The organism is Janthinobacterium sp. GW822-FHT07A03, from assembly GCF_058798815.1.
Genome location: NZ_JBXAKW010000002.1, coordinates 277,076 through 299,305 on the forward strand (window position 1 = coordinate 277,076; position 22,230 = coordinate 299,305).

Annotated in this window: 17 protein-coding genes; 16 read left to right on the forward strand and 1 reads right to left on the reverse strand. The window is 62.5% G+C overall.

Translation table 11 applies throughout. The features are described from left to right. The first annotated feature begins 44 nt into the window (after window positions 1-44). From AC1RJW_RS07305 to AC1RJW_RS07380, 16 genes are all read left to right on the forward strand, one after another. Complete coding sequence (locus tag AC1RJW_RS07305) at window positions 45-1,397, forward strand: MFS transporter (protein WP_493044399.1); 1,353 nt, start codon at window positions 45-47, stop codon at window positions 1,395-1,397. Between the two features lie 24 nt (window positions 1,398-1,421). Continuing rightward, complete coding sequence (locus AC1RJW_RS07310; protein ID WP_493044400.1) at window positions 1,422-2,369, forward strand: glycoside hydrolase family 43 protein; 948 nt, start codon at window positions 1,422-1,424, stop codon at window positions 2,367-2,369. A gap of 18 nt (window positions 2,370-2,387) precedes the next feature. Then, complete coding sequence (locus AC1RJW_RS07315; RefSeq protein WP_493044401.1) at window positions 2,388-3,458, forward strand: aldose epimerase family protein; 1,071 nt, start codon at window positions 2,388-2,390, stop codon at window positions 3,456-3,458. 195 nt (window positions 3,459-3,653) lie between these two features. After that, window positions 3,654-5,396, forward strand: a complete 1,743-nt coding sequence (locus tag AC1RJW_RS07320; protein ID WP_493044402.1) for an IlvD/Edd family dehydratase — start codon at window positions 3,654-3,656, stop codon at window positions 5,394-5,396. Between the two features lie 12 nt (window positions 5,397-5,408). Next, window positions 5,409-6,401, forward strand: coding sequence for an AraD1 family protein (gene araD1, locus AC1RJW_RS07325; protein WP_493044403.1), 993 nt, complete (start codon window positions 5,409-5,411; stop codon window positions 6,399-6,401). Then, entirely contained in the window at window positions 6,398-7,975 is a 1,578-nt protein-coding gene (locus AC1RJW_RS07330) for an aldehyde dehydrogenase (NADP(+)) (RefSeq protein ID WP_493044404.1), read from the forward strand. Before araD1 ends, AC1RJW_RS07330 begins: the two co-directional genes overlap by 4 nt. Window positions 7,976-8,050: 75 nt before the next feature. Then, a complete protein-coding gene (locus AC1RJW_RS07335) occupies window positions 8,051-8,818 on the forward strand; it encodes an SDR family NAD(P)-dependent oxidoreductase (RefSeq protein ID WP_493044405.1) in 768 nt (255 codons plus the stop codon). A 242-nt stretch (window positions 8,819-9,060) separates the two neighbouring features. Further along, entirely contained in the window at window positions 9,061-10,611 is a 1,551-nt protein-coding gene (locus tag AC1RJW_RS07340) for an alpha-N-arabinofuranosidase (RefSeq protein ID WP_493044406.1), read from the forward strand. Window positions 10,612-10,676: 65 nt separating this feature from the next. Continuing rightward, window positions 10,677-11,702, forward strand: coding sequence for an arabinan endo-1,5-alpha-L-arabinosidase (locus tag AC1RJW_RS07345; RefSeq protein ID WP_493044407.1), 1,026 nt, complete (start codon window positions 10,677-10,679; stop codon window positions 11,700-11,702). Window positions 11,703-11,711: 9 nt separating this feature from the next. Next, window positions 11,712-14,102 (forward strand): beta-L-arabinofuranosidase domain-containing protein, encoded by a 2,391-nt coding sequence (locus tag AC1RJW_RS07350; RefSeq protein WP_493044408.1) that lies wholly within the window; start codon window positions 11,712-11,714, stop codon window positions 14,100-14,102. 134 nt (window positions 14,103-14,236) lie between these two features. Continuing rightward, the gene (locus AC1RJW_RS07355; RefSeq protein WP_493044409.1) at window positions 14,237-15,211 is read left to right on the forward strand and encodes an ABC transporter substrate-binding protein; all 975 of its coding nucleotides are present in this window, start codon (window positions 14,237-14,239) and stop codon (window positions 15,209-15,211) included. Between the two features lie 9 nt (window positions 15,212-15,220). After that, a complete protein-coding gene (locus AC1RJW_RS07360) occupies window positions 15,221-16,762 on the forward strand; it encodes a sugar ABC transporter ATP-binding protein (RefSeq protein ID WP_493044410.1) in 1,542 nt (513 codons plus the stop codon). Continuing rightward, window positions 16,759-17,844 carry an ABC transporter permease gene (locus tag AC1RJW_RS07365; protein WP_493044411.1) on the forward strand — a complete coding sequence of 362 codons (1,086 nt, stop codon included), beginning with the start codon at window positions 16,759-16,761 and terminating at the stop codon, window positions 17,842-17,844. The genes AC1RJW_RS07360 and AC1RJW_RS07365 overlap by 4 nt, the downstream gene beginning before the upstream one ends. Continuing rightward, a complete protein-coding gene (gene yjfF, locus AC1RJW_RS07370) occupies window positions 17,841-18,815 on the forward strand; it encodes a galactofuranose ABC transporter, permease protein YjfF (RefSeq protein WP_493044412.1) in 975 nt (324 codons plus the stop codon). Before AC1RJW_RS07365 ends, yjfF begins: the two co-directional genes overlap by 4 nt. A 4-nt stretch (window positions 18,816-18,819) precedes the next feature. Next, complete coding sequence (locus tag AC1RJW_RS07375) at window positions 18,820-19,791, forward strand: glycoside hydrolase family 43 protein (RefSeq protein ID WP_493044413.1); 972 nt, start codon at window positions 18,820-18,822, stop codon at window positions 19,789-19,791. Window positions 19,792-19,884: 93 nt separating this feature from the next. Continuing rightward, window positions 19,885-20,826, forward strand: coding sequence for a LysR family transcriptional regulator (locus AC1RJW_RS07380; protein WP_070219038.1), 942 nt, complete (start codon window positions 19,885-19,887; stop codon window positions 20,824-20,826). Window positions 20,827-20,941: 115 nt separating this feature from the next. Here AC1RJW_RS07380 and AC1RJW_RS07385 read toward each other — a convergent pair whose 3' ends face one another. Beyond that, window positions 20,942-22,207 (reverse strand): DUF6445 family protein, encoded by a 1,266-nt coding sequence (locus AC1RJW_RS07385; RefSeq protein WP_493044414.1) that lies wholly within the window; start codon window positions 22,205-22,207, stop codon window positions 20,942-20,944. Window positions 22,208-22,230 lie beyond the last annotated feature (23 nt).

Genomic DNA, 22,230 nt, shown 5'->3' on the forward strand with positions numbered 1-22,230 from the left:
GGGCAGTCACGCACGATTCATCATCAAAAGAATGGACGAAAAGCATGGAGACGCAAAAATTATCCACCGTTGAAAAGGTCGGCTTCGGCGCCGGCGACATGGCGCTCAACGTCGTCATCTCGTCGATGATGTTGATCATTACCTTTTTCTATACCGATATCTATGGCTTGAAAACCACGGACCTGGCCCTGCTGTTCGTGGCCGTGAAAGTCATCGGCGCCATCGCCGACCTGGTCATGGGCCAGATCACCGACCGCTACAGCTTTGCCTCGGGCCGCTACCGCCCGTATCTGCTGTGGCTGGCCGTGCCGTATGGCGTCAGCGTCTTCTTCGTCTTCAGTACGCCCGAGTGGCAATATGACGCCAAGCTGATCTGGGCATATTCGACGTATATTTTGATGACGATCATGACGGCGGGTGTCGGCATCCCGTATATTTCCCTGATCAGCGGCTTGACCAGCGACCCGCAGGACCGCCTGTCGGCTAATGGCTACCGGCTGTTCTTCGCCAAGATCGGTGCCTTCATGGTGACCATCGTCGTGCCTATCCTGTCGCAGCGCTGGGGCGGCGGCAACCCGGCCGTCGGCTACCAGGCGGCCATGGCCGTGATGGCCGTCATGGGCGTGGCCCTGTTCCTGTTCTGCTATTTTTCCACCACCGAGCGCGTCGTGCACGTGGTGGAAAAGCAATCGCTGCTGGAACAGTTGAAAGTGCTGCTGCAGAACGACCAGTGGCTGGTGCTGTGCGGCGTGTGCGTCACGGGCACCATCGGTTATGTGGTGCGCGGCTCCGTCGCCATTTATTACGCGAAATACTACCTGGGCGGCAGCACGGAAACGGTGGCCGCCTTTTTGACCACAGGCGTGGTGGCCGCCATCCTGGCCATGATCGCCTCGACCTGGATCACCAAGTTCTACTGCAAGGTAAAACTGTTCCGCTACACGCAGATCGGCGTCGCGCTGATCAGCCTGGCCATCTATTTCTTCGTCAAGCCGAGCGATACCGTGCTGGCCTTCGCTCTGTATTTCCTGCTGTCCTTTGTCGTGGACTTGCATGCGCCCGTGTTCTGGTCGGCCATCGCGGAAACCATTGATTACGGTCAAGTCAAGACGGGCAAGCGCGTCTCCGGCTTCGCGTTTGGCGGCATTTCCGTCTGCCAGAAGGCGGGCATGGCGGTGGCGGGCGGCCTGGTGGGCGTGCTGCTCGCGTACTTCGACTACCAGCCCAACCATGAACAAACGCAATTCGCCCTGAACGGCATCGCCCTGATGCTGTCGGTCATCCCCGGCTTCTTCCACTTGCTGATGGGCTTGCTGATGTTCAAGTACCGCATCAGCGACAGCTATTACACGGGAGTGAAAACCGAAATGCACAAGCGCGGCTATGTGGCTGCGTAAGAATAATTGAATGGAGTAAGCAACATGGCAGACGTCTTGAAACCGCTGATCGAACAGCGCGCCGACCCGCATATCTACCGCCACAGCGACGGCTATTATTACTTTACGGCCTCCGTGCCCCAGTACGACCGCATCGAATTGCGCCGCGCCGACAGCATCGCCGGCCTGGCCGACGCGCAAAAAGTTGACGTGTGGCACAAGCCGGAGACTGGCGCGTACAGCGAGCTGGTGTGGGCGCCGGAATTGCATTTCAACCAGGGCGCCTGGTATGTGTATTTCGCAGCGGCCCCCAGCCGCGAAATCAAGCATAAGCTGTTCCAGCACCGCATGTATGCGATCCGCAACACCAACGCCAACCCTTTGGAAGGCGAGTGGGAATTCATGGGATCGATCGATACGGGCATCGACACCTTCTGCCTGGACGCCACCACGTTCGAACACGACGGCGTGCTGTACTACCTGTGGGCGCAAAAGGATGTCGCCATCGAAGGCAATTCGAACCTGTACATCGCACCGATGGCCACGCCGTGGCAGCTGGCCGGCCCGCCCGTGATGCTGAGCAAGCCGGAATTCGACTGGGAAATCCACGGCTTCTGGGTCAACGAAGGGCCGTCCGTGCTGAAACGCAACGGCAAGATCTTCATCAGCTATTCGGCCAGCGCCACCGATGAAAACTATGCGATGGGCCTGCTGTGGGCCGATGCCACGGCCGACCTGCTCGACCCGTCTTCCTGGACCAAGTCGCCCGCGCCCGTGTTTGCCACCTGCTACGAGCACGGCATCTACGGCCCCGGCCACAACAGTTTTACCACGGCCGAAGATGGGGACAATGTGTTGCTGGTGTACCATGCCCGCACGTACACGGAAATCGTTGGCGACCCGTTGTGGAACCCGGATCGCCATACCTTTGTGAAGCCGCTGCGCTGGGATGCGCAAGGCATGCCCGTGTTTGGCCGCTCATCGACCCTGTAACGTTCCGGACCCGACGCCATGACCCCAGTTGATTCTGTTTCAGTGACGCAAGCGCCGTTCGGCATCCTGCCCGATGGCCAGCACGTGAGCGTGTTTACCCTGGCGAACCGCCAGGGCATGCAGGTGAAAGTGCTCGACTTTGGCGCCATCATCAGCGAAATCCACGTGCCAGACCGCGACGGCACGTTTGCCGACGTGGTGCTCGGTTTCGATCGCCTCGAGCCGTATCTGGCCAACAGCGCTTTCCTGGGTGCCGTCATCGGCCGTTACGGCAACCGCATCGCCGAGGGACGTTTCAGCCTGGACGGCAAGGATTACCAGCTGGCCGTCAATAATGCGCCGAATCACTTGCATGGCGGAAACCAGGGTTTTCACCAGGTGATGTGGCAGGCCGCGCCGTTCACGAAGGATGACGCGGTGGGCATCACGTTGACGCGCAGCAGCCCGCACGGCGAAGATGGCTACCCGGGCAAGCTCGACGTCACGCTGACCTATGAACTGGACAACGATAATGCGCTGAGCCTGCGCTATCACGCCGTCACGGACCAGGCCACGCCCGTCAACTTGACCAACCACAGCTATTTCAATCTGGCAGGGCAGGGCACTATCCTCGGCCATGCGCTGTCCATCAACGCGGACCGCTACCTGCCCGTCGACGCCGGTTCGATACCCACCGGGGAACTGGCGGACGTGGCCGGCACGCCGTTCGACTTGCGCCAGAGCACCGTCATCGGCGACAACATTGATCAGCCGCATGAACAGCTGCCCATCGGCCGCGGCTTTGACCATAACTTTGTGCTCAATCAACAACCCGGTCAGCTGCTGAACCTGGCCGCCAGCGTGCGCGAGCCGCAATCGGGCAGGGTGATGCAGGTGTACACCCAAGAGCCGGGCATTCAGTTTTATTCGGGCAATTTCCTCGACGGCAGCCAGCACGGCAAGCAGGGCGCCAACAGTTATCGCAGCGCGCTGTGCCTGGAAACCCAGCATTTCCCCGATTCGCCGAACCAGGCGCATTTCCCGAACACTATTCTGCGCCCGGGTCAGGTGTATCAGACGGAGACCGTGTACCGGTTTTCCGCCGAGTAAGCGCCCAGCCATAACAGCCCACGCCCTGCCGCCACGCGCCCGCAGGGCGTTTTCATTGGCGCATGCTGATATCGTTTTCGATATCGGAACGCATTAAAAATTGATTGGAAAGGCATGGCAGGATTCTTTAGTATTCCAACATCGCTGCCCGGGCCGACGACCTTAGATCCGGCATGGCACAACCAGGAGAATGGCATGTCTGAGACAAAAAAGAAGGTAGCCCTGCGCTCCGCCGAGTGGTTCGGCTCGCAGGACAAGAACGGCTTCATGTACCGCAGCTGGATGAAAAACCAGGGCATACCTGACCACGAATTTCACGGCAAGCCCATCATCGGCATCTGCAATACCTGGTCCGAGCTGACGCCCTGCAACGCGCATTTCCGCCAGCTGGCCGAGCACGTCAAGCGCGGCATCCTGGAAGCGGGCGGTTTCCCCGTGGAATTCCCCGTCTTCTCGAACGGCGAATCGAATCTGCGCCCGACAGCCATGCTGACGCGCAACCTGGCCTCGATGGACGTGGAAGAATCGATCCGCGGCAACCCGATGGACGCCGTCGTGCTGCTGGTCGGCTGCGACAAGACGACGCCGGCATTGCTGATGGGCGCGGCCAGCGTCGACATTCCCACCATCGTCGTCAGCGGCGGCCCCATGCTGAACGGCAAACTCAATGGCAAGGACATCGGTTCCGGCACGGCCGTGTGGCAACTGCACGAGCAGATGAAGGCGGGATCGATCACCTTGCACCAGTTCATGTCGGCCGAATCGGGCATGTCGCGCTCGGCCGGTACCTGCAACACCATGGGCACGGCCTCGACGATGGCCAGCATGGCCGAAGCGCTGGGCACGTCCCTGCCGCACAACGCGGCCATCCCGGCCGTCGATTCGCGCCGCTACGTGCTGGCGCACATGTCGGGCATCCGCATCGTTGAAATGGTGCACGAAGACCTGCGCCTGTCGAAAGTGCTGACGCGCGAAGCGTTTGAAAACGCCATCAAGGTCAACGCCGCCATCGGCGGTTCGACCAATGCCGTGATTCACTTGAAGGCGATTGCCGGACGCATCGGCGTGCCGCTGGAACTGGAAGACTGGACCAAGACGGGCCGCGGCACGCCGACCATCGTCGACCTGCTGCCGTCGGGCCGTTTCCTGATGGAAGAGTTTTACTACGCGGGCGGCTTGCCGGCCGTGATACGCCGCCTGGGCGAGGGCGATTTGCTGCCGCACAAGAATGCGCTGACCGTCAACGGCAAGTCGATCTGGGACAACTGCGTCGAAGCGCCGATCTACAACGATGAAGTGGTGCGCACGCTGGACAACCCGCTGCTGGCCGATGGCGGCATCTGCGTGCTGCGTGGCAACCTGGCGCCGCGCGGCGCCGTGCTGAAACCGTCGGCCGCCTCGCCGCATCTGATGCAGCACCGGGGCAAGGCCGTCGTCTTCGAGGATTTCGAACATTACAAAGCGCGCATCCTTGATCCGGATCTCGACGTCGATGCCAATTCCGTGCTGGTGATGAAAAATTGCGGCCCGAAAGGCTATCCGGGCATGGCCGAAGTGGGCAACATGGGCTTGCCGCCGAAACTGCTGGCGCAAGGCATCACCGACATGGTGCGCATCTCGGATGCGCGCATGAGCGGCACCGCCTACGGCACCGTCGTGCTGCACGTGGCGCCGGAAGCCATGGCGGGCGGCCCGCTGGGCATCGTCAGGGATGGCGACATGATCGCCCTCGACTGCCACGCCGGCAGCCTGAACATCGACATCAGCGACGCGGAAATCGCCGAGCGCCTGGCGAAGCGCGAACTGGGCAGCGCGCCCGGACCGAAGAGCGGCTACCAGCAGCTGTACATCGAACACGTGTTGCAGGCCGACGAAGGCTGCGATTTCGACTTCCTGGTCGGCAATCGCGGTTCCGCCGTGCCGCGCCACTCACACTAAGCGGAGAATCCCATGCTGTTGCTGCAATTTACAAATGAAACCGTCGGCCGCCTGGTCGGCCTGCTGCAAGACGACCAGATCCGCGTCATCGAAGGCTACAACACGACCTATGCGCTGGCGCAAGACGCCATCCGCAAGAAGGTCAACCTGGCTGAGCTGGTCAATGCCACTGTCGGCAACACCACGCATGCGTATGCGGACGTGGCCGCCAGTGGCCGCCTGCTGGCGCCGCTCGACCATGCGGACGAGGCGCACTGCTACGTGACGGGCACGGGCCTGACCCACCTGGGCAGCGCCGGCGCGCGCGACGCCATGCACAAGAAGATCGGCGGCGACGCGGAATCCCTGAGCGACTCGATGAAAATGTTCCGCCTGGGCGTGGAAGGCGGCAAGCCGGCCGACGGCACGGCCGGCGCCCAGCCCGAGTGGTTCTATAAAGGCGACGGCTCCATCGTGCGCGCTGGCGGCCAGCCGCTGCGCATGCCGGACTTTGCCCTCGACGGCGGCGAAGAGCCGGAAATCGCCGGCCTGTACGTGATCGGCGACGACGGCCAGCCCTACCGGGTCGGCTACGCCATCGGCAATGAATTCTCGGATCATGTGACGGAACGCCAGAACTATCTGTACCTGGCCCATTCGAAGCTGCGCGCCTGCAGCGTGGGCCCGGCCCTGCTGGTGGGCGAATTGCCCGCGCATATCGCCGGCACCTCGCGCGTGCTCGATGCGGCCGGCAAGGTGCGCTGGGAAAAGGCGTTTGTCAGCGGCGAAGACAATATGTCGCACACGATTGCCAACCTGGAACACCATCACTTCAAGTATCCGCTGTTCAAGCGCCCTGGCGACGTGCACGTGCATTTCTTCGGCACGGCCACCTTGAGCTTTGCCGATGGCGTGAGCGTGGCGCCGGGCGAAACCTTTGAAATCGAAGCGCCGGCCTTTGGCCCTGCCCTGCGCAACCGCCTCGACGTCTTCCCAACCGAATTTGCGAAAGTGAGCACATTATGAGTTTCAATATCACCGGTGATGCATTGATCGGCGGCGTCGCCGTCAAGGGCAATGGCGGCTCCTTCGAAGCGTGGGACCCGGCCGCGCGCGCGCACATCGCGCCCGCCTTCCATATGGTTGACGTAGCGCAAATCGACGAGGCATGCCGTCTGGCGCAAGCCGCGTTCGACCCGTTCCGCGCCACCAGTGATGCGCAGCGTGCTGACTTCCTCGATACCATCGCCGCGCAAATCGGCGAACTGGGCGACGAGCTGATCGTGCGCGCCATGACGGAAAGCGGCTTGCCGCGCGCGCGCCTGGAAGGCGAACGCGGCCGCACCGTGGGGCAGTTGAAACTGTTCGCCGGCTTGCTGCGCGAAGGATCGTGGACCGATGCGCGCATCGATTCGGCGCTGCCCGACCGCGTGCCGCCCCGTCCTGACTTGCGCTTGCGCATGATCGGCCTGGGCCCCGTCGCCGTGTTTGCGGCCAGTAACTTCCCGCTGGCCTTCTCCGTGGCCGGCGGCGATACGGCCTCGGCCCTGGCGGCCGGTTGCCCCGTCGTCCTGAAAGCCCATTCGGCCCATCCGGGCACGTCCGAGCTGGTGGCGCGCGCCATCGTCAAGGCGATTGAACTCAGCAAGCTGCCGGCAGGCGTGTTCGCCTTGCTGACGGGCACGGGCAATGGCATCGGCCAGGCGCTGGTCGCCCACCCTGCCATCCAGGCCGTGGGTTTCACGGGTTCGCGTTCGGGCGGCATCGCCCTGATGAAGGTGGCGGCCGAACGCCCGCAACCGATCCCCGTGTATGCGGAAATGAGCAGCATCAACCCCGTGTTTGTGCTGCCGCAAGCCTTGGCTGCCCGTGGCGCGGCGATCGCCAGCGGTTTTGCCGCCTCGCTGACGATGGGCGTGGGCCAGTTCTGCACCAATCCCGGCCTCGTGCTGGGCCTGGAAGGTGCCGACTTCACGGCCTTTGCCGCCGCCGCCGCCGAAGCGCTGGCGCCGGCCCCGGCCGCCACCATGTTGACGGCCGGCATCGCCAGCAGCTATGCCAAGGGCGTGGCGGCGCTGGCGCAGCATGCCGACGTGATGCCGCTGGTGCAAAACACGGGCGACGAAGGCAAGGGCGCCGCGGCCCTGTTCGTCACCTCGGGCGAGGCGTTTTTGGCCAGGCACGATCTGCGCGACGAAGTCTTCGGCCCCGCCTCCCTGCTGGTGGCGTGCCGCGACATGGAGCAAATGCTGGCAATCACGGAAAGCCTGGAAGGCCAGCTGACGGCCACCCTGCAGATGGATGCGGGCGACCTGGAAGACGCGCGCCGTTTGCTGCCCGTGCTGGAACGCCGCGTGGGCCGCATCCTGGCCAACGGTTTCCCGACGGGGGTGGAAGTGTCGACGGCCATGGTGCACGGCGGCCCGTTCCCGGCCACCTCGGACGGCCGCAGCACGTCGGTAGGCACGGCGGCCATCAACCGCTTCCTGCGCCCCGTGTCTTACCAGAACCTGCCGCAGGACTTGCTGCCGGAGTCGCTGCGCGATGATAATCCGCTCAGTATCTGGCGCCGCAAGGACGGCGTGTTGGGCAAGGAATAACAACACGGCGAGCCGCATATCGAATGCGGTACGCTGCGGTGCACGTGTACATAAAAATAAACAGGTGGAGACAAGATGAAGCAATTGGCGAAATATGGCAGCTTGCAGGGCAAGCGCGTGTTCATCACGGGCGGCGGCAGCGGCATCGGCGAATCCCTGGTGGCGGAATTTGCCGCCCAGGGCGCGCTGGTGGCGTTTGTCGACATCGCCGTGGAAGCGAGCGAGGCTCTGTGCCGCCGCCTGGCTGAAGCGGGCCTGACGGCGCCACTGTTCCGCCATTGCGACATCACGGATATTGCTTCCCTGCAAGCCGTCATGGCTGAACTGGCCGAGAAACTGGGCGACTTCGATATCCTCGTCAACAACGCGGCCAACGACCAGCGCCACCAGGCGCAGGACGTCACCCTGGAATACTGGAACGAGCGCATTGCGATCAATCAACGTCCCATGTTCTTCACCTGCCAGGCCGTCTTCGAGGGCATGAAGCGCAAGGGCGGCGGTTCCATCATCAACGTCAGCTCGATTTCCTGGCACATGAAGTCGGGCGGCTACCCTGTGTACGCCACCACCAAGGCGGCCGTCGTGGGCCTCACGCGGGGCCTGGCGCGCGACTATGGTGCCCACAATATCCGCGTCAACACGGTCACGCCCGGCTGGGTCATGACGCAGCGCCAGATCGAGCTGTGGGTCGACGACGCGGCCGAAGCGGAAATCAAGAAAAGCCAGTGCCTGCCGAATAAACTGATGCCACAGGACATCGCCGCCATGGTGCTGTTCCTTGCATCGGACGACGGCGCGATGTGCTCCAGTCAAGAATTCATTGTGGATGCCGGCTGGGTCTGACAAAACGTCCAGGGCGTTGTTGCAGGGGCGGAAGTCATCGTACTGATGTACTAGCGTACTGTCTTCGCCCCTGCGCCTAGCCCTGGGCGTTTTGTCGGCCGCAGAATTGTTTGCTGCCAAATCTTCCTCTATTGAAATACCGCTCATGCCGCCCCCACCCCGCGGCAGGAGAGGCATCGCCACATCCAGATTTTGCCGGGGTTGACCCGGCCCTTGCTTTTCACTAAAAAACAGGAGACAGCATGAAATTCATCCATACCAGCATCGTGGCCTTCAGCCTGGCCATGGCCGCCGGCAGCGCCTATGCCGCGCCCGTCAACGTCACCATCGACGTGGCCAGGCCCGGTCCCGTGATCAACAAGAACGTGTACGGCCAGTTCGCCGAACACCTGGGCACGGGCATCTATGAAGGCATGTGGGTGGGGCCGGAGTCGCCGATCCCGAACACCAAGGGCTGGCGCAATGACGTATTGGGCGCGCTGAAAAAGTTGCACGTGCCGCTGGTGCGCTGGCCGGGCGGCTGTTTTGCCGATGAATACCACTGGAAGGATGGCATCGGCGCGCGCGAGAAGCGCCCGACCAAGGTCAATACCAACTGGGGCGGCGTGGAAGAGTCGAACGCCGTCGGCACGCACGAATTCTTCGACCTGGCCGAGCTGCTGGGCGCACAGACCTATATCAACGGCAACCTCGGTTCCGGCACGCCGCAGGAAATGTCCGAATGGCTCGAATACATGACCTCGGACAGCAAATCGACCCTGGCCGAGCTGCGCCGCAAGAATGGCCGCGCGCAGCCGTACAAGGTCGATTATTTCGGCATCGGCAACGAAGCCTGGGGTTGCGGCGGCAATATGCGACCGCAGTACTATGCCGACCTGTACAAGCACTATCACACCTTCATGAAGACGCCGGAAAGCGCCCGTCCGAAATTCATCGCCAGCGGCGGCAATGACGACGACACCAGCTGGTCCGCCACCCTGAGCCGCGAAATCAAGCCGAACATGATGGACGCCATCAGTTTCCACTACTACACGGTGCCGACCGGCGTGTGGGAAAAGAAGGGCGCCGCCACGGGCTTTGGCGAAAATGAGTGGATTTCTACCCTGAGCCGCACCCTGCGCATCGATAGCTTGATCAAGAACAATCTCGCCGCCATCGACAAGAACGACCCGTCGAAAAAGACGGGCCTGTACGTCGATGAATGGGGCACCTGGTACGACGTGGAGCCGGGCACCAACACGGGCTTTTTGTTCCAGCAAAACAGCCTGCGCGACGCGCTGGTGGCGGCACTGAACTTCAATATCTTCCACGCCCATGCGGACCGCGTGCGCATGACGAATATCGCGCAAATGGTCAACGTGCTGCAGGCGATGATCATCACGGACAAGGATAAATATTTCCTCACGCCCACGTATCACGCGTTTGAAATGTACGTGCCGTTCCAGGATGCCACGTCCTTGCCGGTTGCCATTAGCGGCAATGGCAAGTACAGCCTGGGCAAGGTCAGCATTCCGGAAGTGAGCGCCTCGGCTGCGCGCGCCAGGGATGGCAAGGTGTACTTGTCCTTGGTCAACACGAACCCGCACAAGGCCGTCGACGTGAGCGTGGCGCTGGCAGGTCAAAAAGTGACTGCCGTGAATGGCCGCGTGCTGACTGCGGGCAAGATGGATGCCGTCAACAGCTTTGCGCAACCGCAAGCCGTGCAGCCGGTGGCGTTCAATGCCCAGGCGCGGGGCGGAAAGCTGACCGTGTCGGTGCCCGCCAAGGCGGTGGTGGTGGTGGCGGTCGAATAAACCTGCCGATTTTGAGGTATCCAGCCGGCCCGCATGACGGGCCGGCTGGCCATGTGGAGAACACGATGCAATTTTCGACAATGATGGCCTTGGCGGCCATGCTTGCCTTCAGCCCCGTCCAGGCGGCCCAGGTCAGCGTGCACGACCCCGTGATGGCGAAGGAGGGCGACACGTATTACCTGTACAGCACGGGCCCCGGCATCACTTTCTACAGTTCGAAAAACATGGTCGACTGGCAGCCGGAAGGGCGCGTGTTTGCGGGCCAGCCGACCTGGGCCAAGACGGCCGCACCCTCGTTTGACGACCATATCTGGGCGCCCGACGTGCAATTCCATGACGGCAGGTATTACCTGTACTACTCGGTCTCCGGCTTCGGCAAGAACACCTCCGGCATCGGCGTGACCGTCAACACCACCCTGAATCCCCGCTCGCCCGATTACCGCTGGGTCGACCAGGGCATGCTGCTGCAATCGGTGCCCGAGCGCGACGAGTGGAACGCCATCGATTCGAACATCGTCACCGATGCCAAAGGCACGCCGTGGATGGCCTTCGGCTCGTTCTGGAACGGCATCAAGCTGGTGAAACTCAATGCCGACTGGAAAACCATTGCGGAACCGCAAGAGTGGCACTCGCTGGCGCGCCGGGCGCCGCTGCCGCCACGGGCAGGCGAATTCAAGCCCGCGCCCGAGGAAATCGAGGCGCCGTTCATCTTCCAGCGCGGCAACGATTACTTCCTGTTCGTCTCCTGGGGTTTGTGCTGCCAGAAGGAAAAAAGCACCTATCACCTGGCCGTGGGCCGTGCCAAGAGCGTGACGGGGCCGTATCTGGACAAGGATGGCCGCGACATGGCGCAGGGCGGCGGCACGGTGGTCTTGAAAGGCGACAAGGATTGGCGGGGCCTGGGCCACAACAGCGCCTACACGTTTGACGGCAAGGATTACCTGGTGCTGCACGCCTACGAGACGGCGGATAACTATTTGCAGAAGCTCAAGATCCTGCCCATGACGTGGGACAAGGAGGGCTGGCCGCAGGTGGCCCCGCAGGACTTGAATCGCTACCAGAGCCGCGAATTGCCCGCTGCCAAACCGTAAGGGCCTGCCATGAAAACAACCTTGCTGATGCTGGCGCTGGCCGCCGGCGGGCTGCTCACGCCTGGCTTGCAGGCGGCCCAGCTGTTTCCCCTCTCGTCCGTGCGCCTGGGAGCGGGGCCGTTTCTCGATGCGCAGACGACCGACTTGCAGTATCTGCTGGCCTTCGACCCGGATAAACTGCTGGCGCCGTTCCGCCGCGAGGCGGGCTTGCCGCAGATCCAGCCCAGCTATGGCAACTGGGAATCGACGGGGCTGGACGGCCACATGGGCGGGCATTACCTGTCGGCGCTGGCCCTGATGGTGGCGTCCACGGGCGACGCGCAGGCGCGCGAGCGTCTCGATTACATGCTGGCGCAGCTGAAGCAATGCCAGGACGCCAATGGCAATGGCTACCTGGGCGGCATCCCGGACGGCAATGCCGCCTGGCAAGCCATCGCCAAGGGAGAAATGCAGGCCGATACCTTCTCCGTCAACGGTCGTTGGGTGCCGTGGTACAACCTGCACAAGGTATTCGCCGGCTTGCGCGACGCCTACCAGTACGCCGGCAATGTCGAGGCGAAAGCCATGCTGGTCGCCCTGTCGGATTGGGCCGTGAAACTCTCGGCCTCCTTGTCCGACGCACAGATGCAGGCCATGCTGCGCGCCGAGCACGGCGGCATGAACGAAGTGCTGGCCGACGTCTACGCGATGACGGGCGAGCAAAAGTACCTGGACCTGGCCGTGCGCTTCTCGCACCAGGCGATCCTGCAGCCGCTGGCGGCGCAACAGGACAAGCTGACGGGCCTGCATGCGAATACCCAAATCCCGAAAGTGATCGGCTTCGAGCGTATCGGCGCCTTGACGGGCCGGCGCGACTGGCAGCAGGCGGCGCAATTCTTTTGGCAAACCGTGCACGACAAGCGCACGGTGGCTATCGGCGGCAACAGCGTCAAGGAACATTTCCACGACGAACACGACTTTTCTTCGATGGTGGAAGAGGTGGAAGGGCCGGAAACCTGCAATACCTACAATATGCTCAAGCTCACGCAGCAACTGTTCCGCCGCGACGAGCAGGTCCAATACGCGGATTACTACGAGCGCGCGCTGTACAACCATATCCTGTCGTCGCAGCGCCCCGGCACGGGCGGCTTCGTGTATTTCACGCCCATGCGGCCGAATCACTACCGTGTGTATTCGCAGGTGGACAAGGGCATGTGGTGCTGCGTGGGTTCCGGCATCGAAAGCCAGGCCAAGTATGGCGAGTTCATCTACGCGCATGAGGGCGACACGCTGTACGTGAATCTGTTCATGGCCTCCACCCTGGATTGGGCGGAGCAGGGCGTCACGATTATCCAGAGCACGCAGTTCCCTGACCGCGACACGACGCGCATCACCGTGCAGGGTACTAAGACGTTCAGCCTGAAGATCCGCTACCCGCAATGGGTAGCCAGGGGCAAGCTGCGGCTGAAGCTCAACGGCAAGGCCCTGCGCGTGGCCGGCCTGCCCGGTGAATACGTGACGATCACGCGCGCGTGGAAGGCCGGCGACAGCGTTGACGTGGTGCTGCCCATGACGACGCGCCTGGAACAGATGCCGGACCAGTCGAATTACTATGCCGTGCTGCACGGCCCCATTGTGCTGGCCGCCAGGACGCAGCCATTTGCGAATGAACAACTGAACTATTTTGCCGACGACTCGCGCATGGGGCATATCGCCCAGGGGCAAGTGTGTCCGCTGGAATCGTCGCCGCTGTTCGTCAGCGATGAGAAGGATTTCATGCGGAGAATCCGCCCCGTGAAGGGCCAGCCGCTGACGTTCACGGCGCCCGGCTTGATCCAGGGCAAGGATGCGGCGACGATCAAACTGATCCCGTTTTTCCGCCTGCACGACTCGCGCTACATGCTGTACTGGCCTGTCTCCACGCCCGCCAGGCTGGCGCAGCTGCAGCAAAGCACGCGCCAGGCGGAAGCCGAACGCCTGGCGCTCGATGCGCTCACCATCGACCAGGTGGCGCCGGGGCAGCAGCAGCCGGAATCCGACCATTTCTTCCAGGCCGAGGGCGGAGAAAACGGCGTCAACAAGGGCCGGCACTGGCGCCATGCGACGGGCTGGTTCAGTTATGACCTCAGCGACCCGCAGGGAAAGGCGAAGATATTGCGCCTGACCCTGTCCACCCTCGATGCGGGCCGCGTGTTCGACGTGTTGCTCAACGGCACGAACGTGGCCACGGTGGCCGTGGCGGCCGATGCGCCGCAGGAACTGTATACGGTCGATATCGCCGTGCCTGCGGACCTGGTCGCGGCCGCCAAGGGCAAACTGGTCGTGAAATTTGTCGCCGGCAAGGACTCCGTGGCGGGGGGGGCTGTACGGGCTGCGCCTGCTGCGCTGAGGGGGGAGGGCGCCGCCGCGGCCAGCCAGTGATACGCAAATCGGTATCGCAAGCGAAAAAGAATTGATTGGATGGCTATGTGGCTTTCTCCTACCATGGGTTCATAAAAAACCGCCCATCCGGCATCCGGCTGTGATGGTATTCCAATAAAAAACTGGAGACAAGAATGACATTGAGCCGCCGCACCCTCCTCGCCAGCGCCATGCTGCTGGCCTTTTCCGCCACCACCTTCGCTACCTCGTCCGCGTTTGCCGCCAAGCCCCTTGTCATGGGCTTTTCGCAGGTCGGCGCCGAGAGCGAGTGGCGCACCGCCAATACCGTCTCCATCAAGGATGCCGCCAAGAAAGACGGCGTCACCCTGAAATTTGCCGATGCGCAGCAAAAGCAGGAAAACCAGGTCAAGGCGCTGCGCTCCTTCATCGCGCAAAAAGTCGATGTGATCGCCTTTTCGCCCGTGGTCGAGTCGGGCTGGGATACGGTCTTGCGCGAAGCCAAGGCTGCCAAGATCCCCGTCATCCTGACGGACCGCGCCGTCAACGTGGCCGACAAGTCGCTGTACGTGACCTTCATCGGTTCCGACTTCGTGGAAGAGGGCCGCCGCGCCGGCCAGTGGCTGCTGGACTATGCCAAGAAAACCCCGGATGCGACGCTGAACATCGTCGAGCTGCAGGGCACGGTCGGTTCCGCACCGGCCATCGACCGCAAGGAAGGCTTCCAGGAAGTGATCGGCAAGAATCCGAAGATGAAGATCATCCGTTCGCAAACGGGCGACTTTACGCGCGCCAAGGGCAAGGAAGTGATGGAAGCGTTCCTCAAGGCGGAAGGCAAGAAGATCAACGTGCTCTATGCGCACAATGACGACATGGCCATCGGCGCCATCCAGGCCATTGAAGAAGCGGGCATGAAGCCGGGCAAGGACATCATCATCATCTCCATCGATGGCGTCAAAGGCGCGTTCGAAGCCATGATCGCCGGCAAGCTGAACGTTACCGTCGAGTGCAGCCCGCTGCTGGGCCCGCAATTGATGTCCATCGCCCGCGACGTGGTGGCCGGCAAACCCGTGCCGGCGCGCATCACGACGGTGGAAGGCGTGTTCCCTGCCGAGGTGGCCGCCAAGGAATTTCCTAACCGTAAGTACTAAGCTTGCCGCATGATGAACACGCAAGCGCATCACACTGCCGCGCCAGCTCCCTTGCTGGAGTTGCACGGCATCAGCAAAGCCTTTCCCGGCGTCAAAGCCCTCAGCGATGTTGCCCTGCGCCTGTATCCGGGCGAAGTGCACACCCTGATGGGGCAGAACGGCGCAGGAAAGTCGACCCTGATCAAGGTGCTGACGGGCGTCTACACGCCCGACAGCGGCCAGATTTTGTTTGACGGCAAGCCCATCGCCCCCGCGTCCACCTCGGACGCGCAGGCGCTCGGCATCAGCACCGTGTACCAGGAAGTCAATCTGTGTCCGAACCTGTCGGTGGCGGAAAACATCTTTATCGGCCGCTATCCGCGCCGCTTTGGGGCTATCGACTGGCGTGCCATGCAGCAACAGGCGCGTGCCTTGCTGCAGCAATTGCAGATCGATATCGATGTCACGGCGCAACTGTCCAGTTTTCCGCTGGCCATCCAGCAAATGGTGGCCATTTCGCGCGCGCTGAATATTTCGGCCCGCGTGCTGATCCTCGACGAACCCACGTCCAGCCTGGACGAGGCGGAAGTCCATCTGCTGTTTTCCGTGCTGCGCCGCCTGCGCGAGCAGGGCATGGCGATCCTGTTCGTGACCCACTTCCTCGACCAGACCTACGCCATTTCCGACCGCATCACGGTGATGCGCAATGGCGAGCGCGAAGGCGAATACGCGTGCAGCGAACTGTCGCGCCTGGCGCTGGTGAACAAGATGATCGGCGTGGCGGCCGATACCGTGGCGCAAGAGCTTGATCTGGCGCAAGAAGCGGGCGCGGCCAGCTTCGGACCGACCGTGCTGGAAGCGCAGGGACTGGGCCGCAAGGGCGCCTTGCTGCCCATGGATTTCTACATTCGCCAGGGTGAATTGCTGGGCCTGGCCGGCTTGCTCGGTTCGGGCCGCACGGAACTGGCGCGCTTGCTGTTCGGCGCCGACAAGGCCGACTCGGGCACGATCACCATGCAGGGCCAGCCGCGCCACTTCGCCGTGCCGCGCGACGCGATTGCCCGCGACATCGGCTTTTGCTCGGAAGACCGCAAGCACGAGGGGGCGATTTTGTCGCTGTCCGTGCGCGAAAACATTATATTGGCCTTGCAAGCCCGCACCGGCTTGCTGCGCGCCATCCCCTTCAAACGCCAGCAGGCGCTGGCCGACGAATATGTGAAAGCGCTGGGCATCAAGACGGCCAGCATCGAAACCCCCATCGGCAGCCTGTCGGGCGGCAACCAGCAGAAAGCCCTGCTGGCGCGCTGGCTGGTGACGTCGCCCGCCATGCTGATCCTCGACGAACCGACGCGCGGCATCGACGTGCGCGCCAAGCAGGAAATCATGAGCTATGTCAGCAAACTGTGCCGCAAGGGCATGGCCATCCTGTTCATTTCGTCCGAACTGCCCGAAGTGCTGCGCTGCAGCGACCGCATCCTGGTCATGCGCGACCGCAAGGCCTGCGGCGACTATGCGCGCGGCCAGCTCGATGACAGTTCCGTGCTGCAAGTGATTGCCGGAGAGACCGCATGAGCGTATCCACTTCGTCGCCCGCCGCCCCTGCGGCGCGGGCGGCTGGCACCACGGATTCTTCCATTGTGCATACCGTTTTACACCATCCCCTGAGCCGGCCCCTGGCCGCGCTGTTGCTGCTGTTGCTGGTGGCCTTCTTCGCCATCCCCGGCTTTTTCCACCTGGAAATCCGCGATGGCCATTTGTACGGCAGCGTGATCGACATCGTCAACCGCGCCGCGCCGCTGATGCTGGCCGCGCTGGGCATGACCCTGGTGATTGCCACGCGCGGTATCGACATTTCCGTGGGCGCCGTCGTGGCCCTGTCCGGCACCGTGGCCGCCATGCTGATCGGCGGCACCATGGTGATGGACAATGGCGTGCCCACCTACGTGAGCAATATCCCCATGGGCTGGGCCCTGGCGGCCGCCCTGGGCGCGGCCCTGCTGTGCGGCGCCTGGAATGGCGTGCTGGTGGCCGGCCTGGGCTTGCAGCCCATCGTCGCCACCCTGATCCTGATGGTGGCGGGAAGGGGCCTGGCGCAATTGCTGACGGATGGCCAGATCGTCACCGTCTACTATCAGCCCTTCTTCTTCATCGGCAGCGGTTATCTGTTCGGCTTGCCGTTCTCGCTGTTCCTCGTGGCGGCGGTCTTCCTCATCACCGCCGTGCTGATGCGCAAGACGGCCCTGGGCTTGTTCATCCAGGCTGTCGGCATCAACCCGGTCGCCGCGCGCCTGGCCGGCATCCGGACGGCGACATTGATTTTCTTTGTGTACGTCTTTTGCGCCGCCTGCGCGGGCTTGTCGGGCTTGATGATCAGCTCGAACATCAAGAGCGCCGACGCCAACAATGCGGGCCTGATGCTGGAACTCGACGCCATCCTGGCCGTCACCCTGGGCGGCACGTCCCTGGCCGGCGGCAAGTTCAGCCTGGTCGGCAGCATGATCGGCGCCCTCATCATCCAGACCCTGACCTACACGATCTATTCGCTCGGCGTGCCGCCCGAAGTCAACATGGTCGTCAAGTCCGTCGTCGTCTTCCTCGTCTGCCTGTCGCAATCGTCGGAATTCAAGCAATTGCTGCATCGGAGAAAAGCATGAAGGGTTTGCTGCACACCCCGTATTTCACCTCGCTCGTCACGGTCCTGCTGCTGGCGGTGATGCTGGGCCTGGGCGGCGCCGCCTACCCGGGCTTGCTGTCGACGCAAGTGATCTTTAACCTGTTGATCGATAACGCCTTTTTGCTGGTGATCGCCGTCGGCATGACCTTCGTCATCGTTTCCGGCGGCATCGACCTGTCCGTCGGTTCCGTGCTGGCCCTGTCGACCATGATCGCCGCCTGGCTGCTCAATGTGGCGCACTGGCCGCCGCTGCTGGTGATCGTCACCGTGCTGGCGCTGGGCACCGTGTTTGGCGCCGGCATGGGCGCGCTGATCCATTACTTCAAATTGCAGCCCTTCATCGTCACCCTGGCCGGCATGTTCCTGGCGCGCGGACTGTGCTACTTGATCAGCATCAACTCCATCACTATCGATAACCCGCTGTTTGTCGCCATGTCGCAGACGCAACTGCAATTCCTCGGCGGCTTCGTCTCGCCCGGCGTCGTCATTGCCGTGCTGACCCTGTTGCTGGCCATCTGGCTGGCGCATGCCACGCCGTTCGGCCGCGCCGTGTATGCGATCGGCGGCAACGAGCAGTCGGCCCTGATGATGGGCTTGCCCGTGGGCCGTACCAAGGTGCTGATTTATGCCTTCAGCGGCTTTTGCGCCTCGCTCGGCGGCGTGCTGTTTTCGTTCTACATGCTGTCCGGCTATGGCTTGCATGCGCAAGGCACGGAACTGGACGCGATCGCCGCCGTCGTCATCGGCGGCACCCTGCTCAGCGGCGGCTACGGCTACGTGGCGGGCGCGCTGTCCGGCGTGCTGGTGCTGGGCACCATCCAGACCCTGATCGCCTTCGACGGCACGCTCAGCTCGTGGTGGACCAAGATCGTCATCGGCGGCCTGCTGTTCGTCTTTTGCGTCGTGCAAAGACTGATGGCCATGGGCCAGAAAAATACCAACGGGAGTTAATCTGATGTTCAAGCAACACACACGTGCCGCCATCGGCATGGCGGCAGCGTTCGCCTGCGCCGCATTTGGCGCGCAGGCGGCCAACCCCATCGTGAAAAACATCTACACGGGCGACCCGGCCGCGCTGGTCGACAATGGCAGGGTGTATCTGTACGTGGGACACGATGAAGCGAGCGCCACGGACACGGATTACCGGATGCACGAGTGGCGCGTGTATTCCTCGTGCGACATGGCCAACTGGACGGATCACGGCTCGCCCGTGCGCTTTTCCACGTTTGCCTGGGCCGGCAAGGATGCCTGGGCGGGCGACATCGTCAAGCGCGGCAGCAAATACTATTTCTATTCGACCGTCGACCATAAAACCATCCCCGGCAAGGCCATCGGCGTGGCCGTGTCGGACAGCCCGACGGGCCCCTTCGTCGACGCGCGCGGCAGCGCCCTGATCACGAACGACATGACGCAGCAGACGGCGATCCCGTGGGACGACATCGACCCGGCCGTCTTCATCGACGCGGATGGCCAAGCCTACCTTTATTGGGGCAACACGGTCTTGAAGTACGCCAAACTCAAAGCGAACATGACGGAGCTCGATGGTCCGATATTGACCTTCGGCATGGATGCGTTCACGGAAGCGGCCTATATGCACAAGCATGCGGGCACGTATTACTTGTCGTACTCGCGCAACTTCCCCGAAGAAACGGCGTACTCGACGGGACCCACGCCCACGGGCCCCTGGCATTTCCGCGGCACCATCATGGACAAGAATGCCGTCGTGAAAACCATCCACCAGGCCATCATCGAGTTCAACGGCAAGTCGTATATCTTCTATCACAACGACAAGTTGCCCGGCGGCGGAGAATACCGGCGTTCCGTGGCCGTGGAAGAGCTGAAATACAAGCCAGACGGCACGATCGAATTCATCCATCAAACGGATGGCCCGGCAGCCAATCCCAGCGCCGCCTGCAAGGCATCCTGACCGCTGCTTGACGACGCTCAAAAAGGAGACAAACCGATATCTGGAATATCGATATTGAGTTAAAACTGATATCGATCATGATATGATTTATTCATGGATACCCTTAACCCCAACTGGTTCTTGCGAGCCCGCCTGAAGACGCGGCAACTGCTGCTGCTGATCGCCCTGGACGAGCAGCGCAACATCCACCGTGCGGCGGAAGAATTGCACATGACGCAGCCGGCCGCGTCCAAGCAAATCAAGGACCTGGAAGAGATGCTGGACGTGCGCCTGTTCGACAGGTTGCCGCGCGGTATGGAGCCGACCATCTACGGCGAGACCATGATACGCCACGCGCGCATGGCGCTGACGAGCCTGTCGCTGGCGCATGACGATATCGTCGCCCTGAAGTCGGGCCTGACGGGCCAGGTGGAAGTGGGCGTCATCATGACGCCGGCCATGGCCCTGCTGCCGCGCGCGATTGCCCGCATCAAGCAGCAGGCGCCGCTGATGCGCATCGGCGTGCATCTGGAACACAGCAACACCCTGATGGACATGCTGCAGCATGGCACGCTGGATTTCATGATCGGGCGCATCCTGGAAAAGGAAAGCAGCGCCGGCCTCATCTACGAGGAATTGACGGAAGAGCCGGCCAGCGCCGTGGCGCGCAATGGCCACCCGCTGCTGTCGCGCAAGAATCTGCAATTGAAGGACCTGGCGGCCCAGCCGTGGATCTTGCCGCCGCAAGGCAGCATCCTGCGTCACCGCTTCGACATGATGTTCCGCCGCGCCAGCCTGGAGCCGCCCGTCGACGTGGTCGACACCACCGCCTTGCTCTTGATCACGTCCCTGCTGCAGCAAACGGATTCCCTGCACGTGATGCCGACGGAAGTGGCCCATTACTACGAATCGCTGAACGTGCTGAGCATTTTGCCCATCGAGCTGCCGTGCAAGATGGATGCCTTCGGCATCATCCGCCAGCAGGATCATTTGCTGTCGCCGGGGGCGGATATGTTGTTGAAAGCTGTACGGGCGACGGCCGCAGACATGTATTGACCCGAGGCGGCGGTTGTGTCGGATTACGCGTTCCGCTAATCCGACCTACGCATGGTCCGGTGACTGGTAGGTCGGATTAGCCCGCAGGGCGTAATCCGACAATTGCCCGTTACCCCTAATCCGGCACCTCAAAGAAAAACAGCTGCACCAACCGTCCATTCTCGGGCGTATCGCCAAACACATTGCTGATCGAGTGAAAGTAGTGGCCCTTGTAGACGATCAGGCGGTTGTGGCGCATCGGCACTTCCAGCAGCGCTTGCCAACTGTCGCGCTGTTCCTGTAACTCGTTGAATTTCTGTACTTTGCTGTTCGGCAGCCAGCGTTTCTGGAAGTCCTTGAAGCTGGCGTAGCCGCCCGCCTTGACGTCCGCCTCGGGCAAGCGCCGGTACCAGCCGCTGGGCTGGTGGCGCCAGAACGTGGTGCCGCCCTGGCACTGTTCGGGCGGGTTCAGATACAGCACGCCCGCATAGAAATTGAAGTTATTCCCCGTCTCGTTGTCCACGTGGATATCCGTGCGCGCCATGGCGTCCGCATAGCTGAGGCGATACGAGCCATTGTCGGGCGAGATGAAACGGATGGGGCGGCCCAGCGCCGCGGCGATGCGCTCCATGATGGCCTGGCTGGGCTGGCCCGCCGTCTGGCTGCCCGGATAGTTCTGTCCCGCATAGCGCTGCTGCTCGAACGGCAGCGCCAGCGCCTGGGCGCGCCAGGCGGCCGGATCGGGCAGGAAATCGTCGAGGATGTGCAGGTCGGTTTCACGGATAAAATCGTGTATGTCATCTGCGGCATTGAGCGCCGTCAACGTTTCGGCGTATTCCGCTTGCGGACTGGCAAAGCCGATGCGGCAGGTTTGCGCCAGTGCAGGATGCAGCGCCAGGGCTTGCGCATAGCGGGCCAAGGCCAGTTCCTGCTGTCCCGTGCGGTAATACAGCTCGGCCAGGCCTTGCAGGGTTTGCCAGCGCTGGGAGCGCAGGGCGTGGGCCCGTTCCAGTTCGGCGATGGTCTCCATCAGCCGCTGTTTCCCCATCAGCAATTCCGCATGGCTGATGGCGAAATCGTGCTCGTGCGGCGCCAGCCGCGCCGCCGTGGCGTAGCTGGCCAGCGCCGCCTCGCTGTCCGTGCCGCGCAGCACGTTGCCGAGGTTGTAGTGGAACAGCGCGTTGTCGGGCTGTTGTCTGAGCGACAGTTTCAACAGGCCCAGGCCGATGGTGCCCTGGCCCAGTTCCAGCATCGCCAGGCCCTGGAAATGCTGCGCTTCGGCCAGAGCGGGGTCCTGTTTATAGGCAGCCTGGTAGGCGTTGATCGCCTCGATCAGCTTGCCTTGCTGCTGCAGTTGCCGGCCCTTGGCCAGCTGTTGTTCCGCCAGTGTCTGTTCGCCCATGTCGCTATCCCGATGCAATGTGG

Excerpts from the sequence above, each read along its gene's own strand:
- AC1RJW_RS07305 (WP_493044399.1), top strand. The coding sequence starts at position 45 with ATGGAGACGCAAAAATTATCCACCGTTGAAAAGGTCGGCTTCGGCGCC.
- AC1RJW_RS07310 (WP_493044400.1), top strand. The coding sequence starts at position 1,422 with ATGGCAGACGTCTTGAAACCGCTGATCGAACAGCGCGCCGACCCGCAT.
- AC1RJW_RS07315 (WP_493044401.1), top strand. The coding sequence starts at position 2,388 with ATGACCCCAGTTGATTCTGTTTCAGTGACGCAAGCGCCGTTCGGCATC.
- AC1RJW_RS07320 (WP_493044402.1), top strand. The coding sequence starts at position 3,654 with ATGTCTGAGACAAAAAAGAAGGTAGCCCTGCGCTCCGCCGAGTGGTTC.
- araD1 (WP_493044403.1), top strand. The coding sequence starts at position 5,409 with ATGCTGTTGCTGCAATTTACAAATGAAACCGTCGGCCGCCTGGTCGGC.
- AC1RJW_RS07330 (WP_493044404.1), top strand. The coding sequence starts at position 6,398 with ATGAGTTTCAATATCACCGGTGATGCATTGATCGGCGGCGTCGCCGTC.
- AC1RJW_RS07335 (WP_493044405.1), top strand. The coding sequence starts at position 8,051 with ATGAAGCAATTGGCGAAATATGGCAGCTTGCAGGGCAAGCGCGTGTTC.
- AC1RJW_RS07340 (WP_493044406.1), top strand. The coding sequence starts at position 9,061 with ATGAAATTCATCCATACCAGCATCGTGGCCTTCAGCCTGGCCATGGCC.
- AC1RJW_RS07345 (WP_493044407.1), top strand. The coding sequence starts at position 10,677 with ATGCAATTTTCGACAATGATGGCCTTGGCGGCCATGCTTGCCTTCAGC.
- AC1RJW_RS07350 (WP_493044408.1), top strand. The coding sequence starts at position 11,712 with ATGAAAACAACCTTGCTGATGCTGGCGCTGGCCGCCGGCGGGCTGCTC.
- AC1RJW_RS07355 (WP_493044409.1), top strand. The coding sequence starts at position 14,237 with ATGACATTGAGCCGCCGCACCCTCCTCGCCAGCGCCATGCTGCTGGCC.
- AC1RJW_RS07360 (WP_493044410.1), top strand. The coding sequence starts at position 15,221 with ATGATGAACACGCAAGCGCATCACACTGCCGCGCCAGCTCCCTTGCTG.
- AC1RJW_RS07365 (WP_493044411.1), top strand. The coding sequence starts at position 16,759 with ATGAGCGTATCCACTTCGTCGCCCGCCGCCCCTGCGGCGCGGGCGGCT.
- yjfF (WP_493044412.1), top strand. The coding sequence starts at position 17,841 with ATGAAGGGTTTGCTGCACACCCCGTATTTCACCTCGCTCGTCACGGTC.
- AC1RJW_RS07375 (WP_493044413.1), top strand. The coding sequence starts at position 18,820 with ATGTTCAAGCAACACACACGTGCCGCCATCGGCATGGCGGCAGCGTTC.
- AC1RJW_RS07380 (WP_070219038.1), top strand. The coding sequence starts at position 19,885 with ATGGATACCCTTAACCCCAACTGGTTCTTGCGAGCCCGCCTGAAGACG.
- AC1RJW_RS07385 (WP_493044414.1), bottom strand. The coding sequence starts at position 22,207 with ATGGGCGAACAGACACTGGCGGAACAACAGCTGGCCAAGGGCCGGCAA.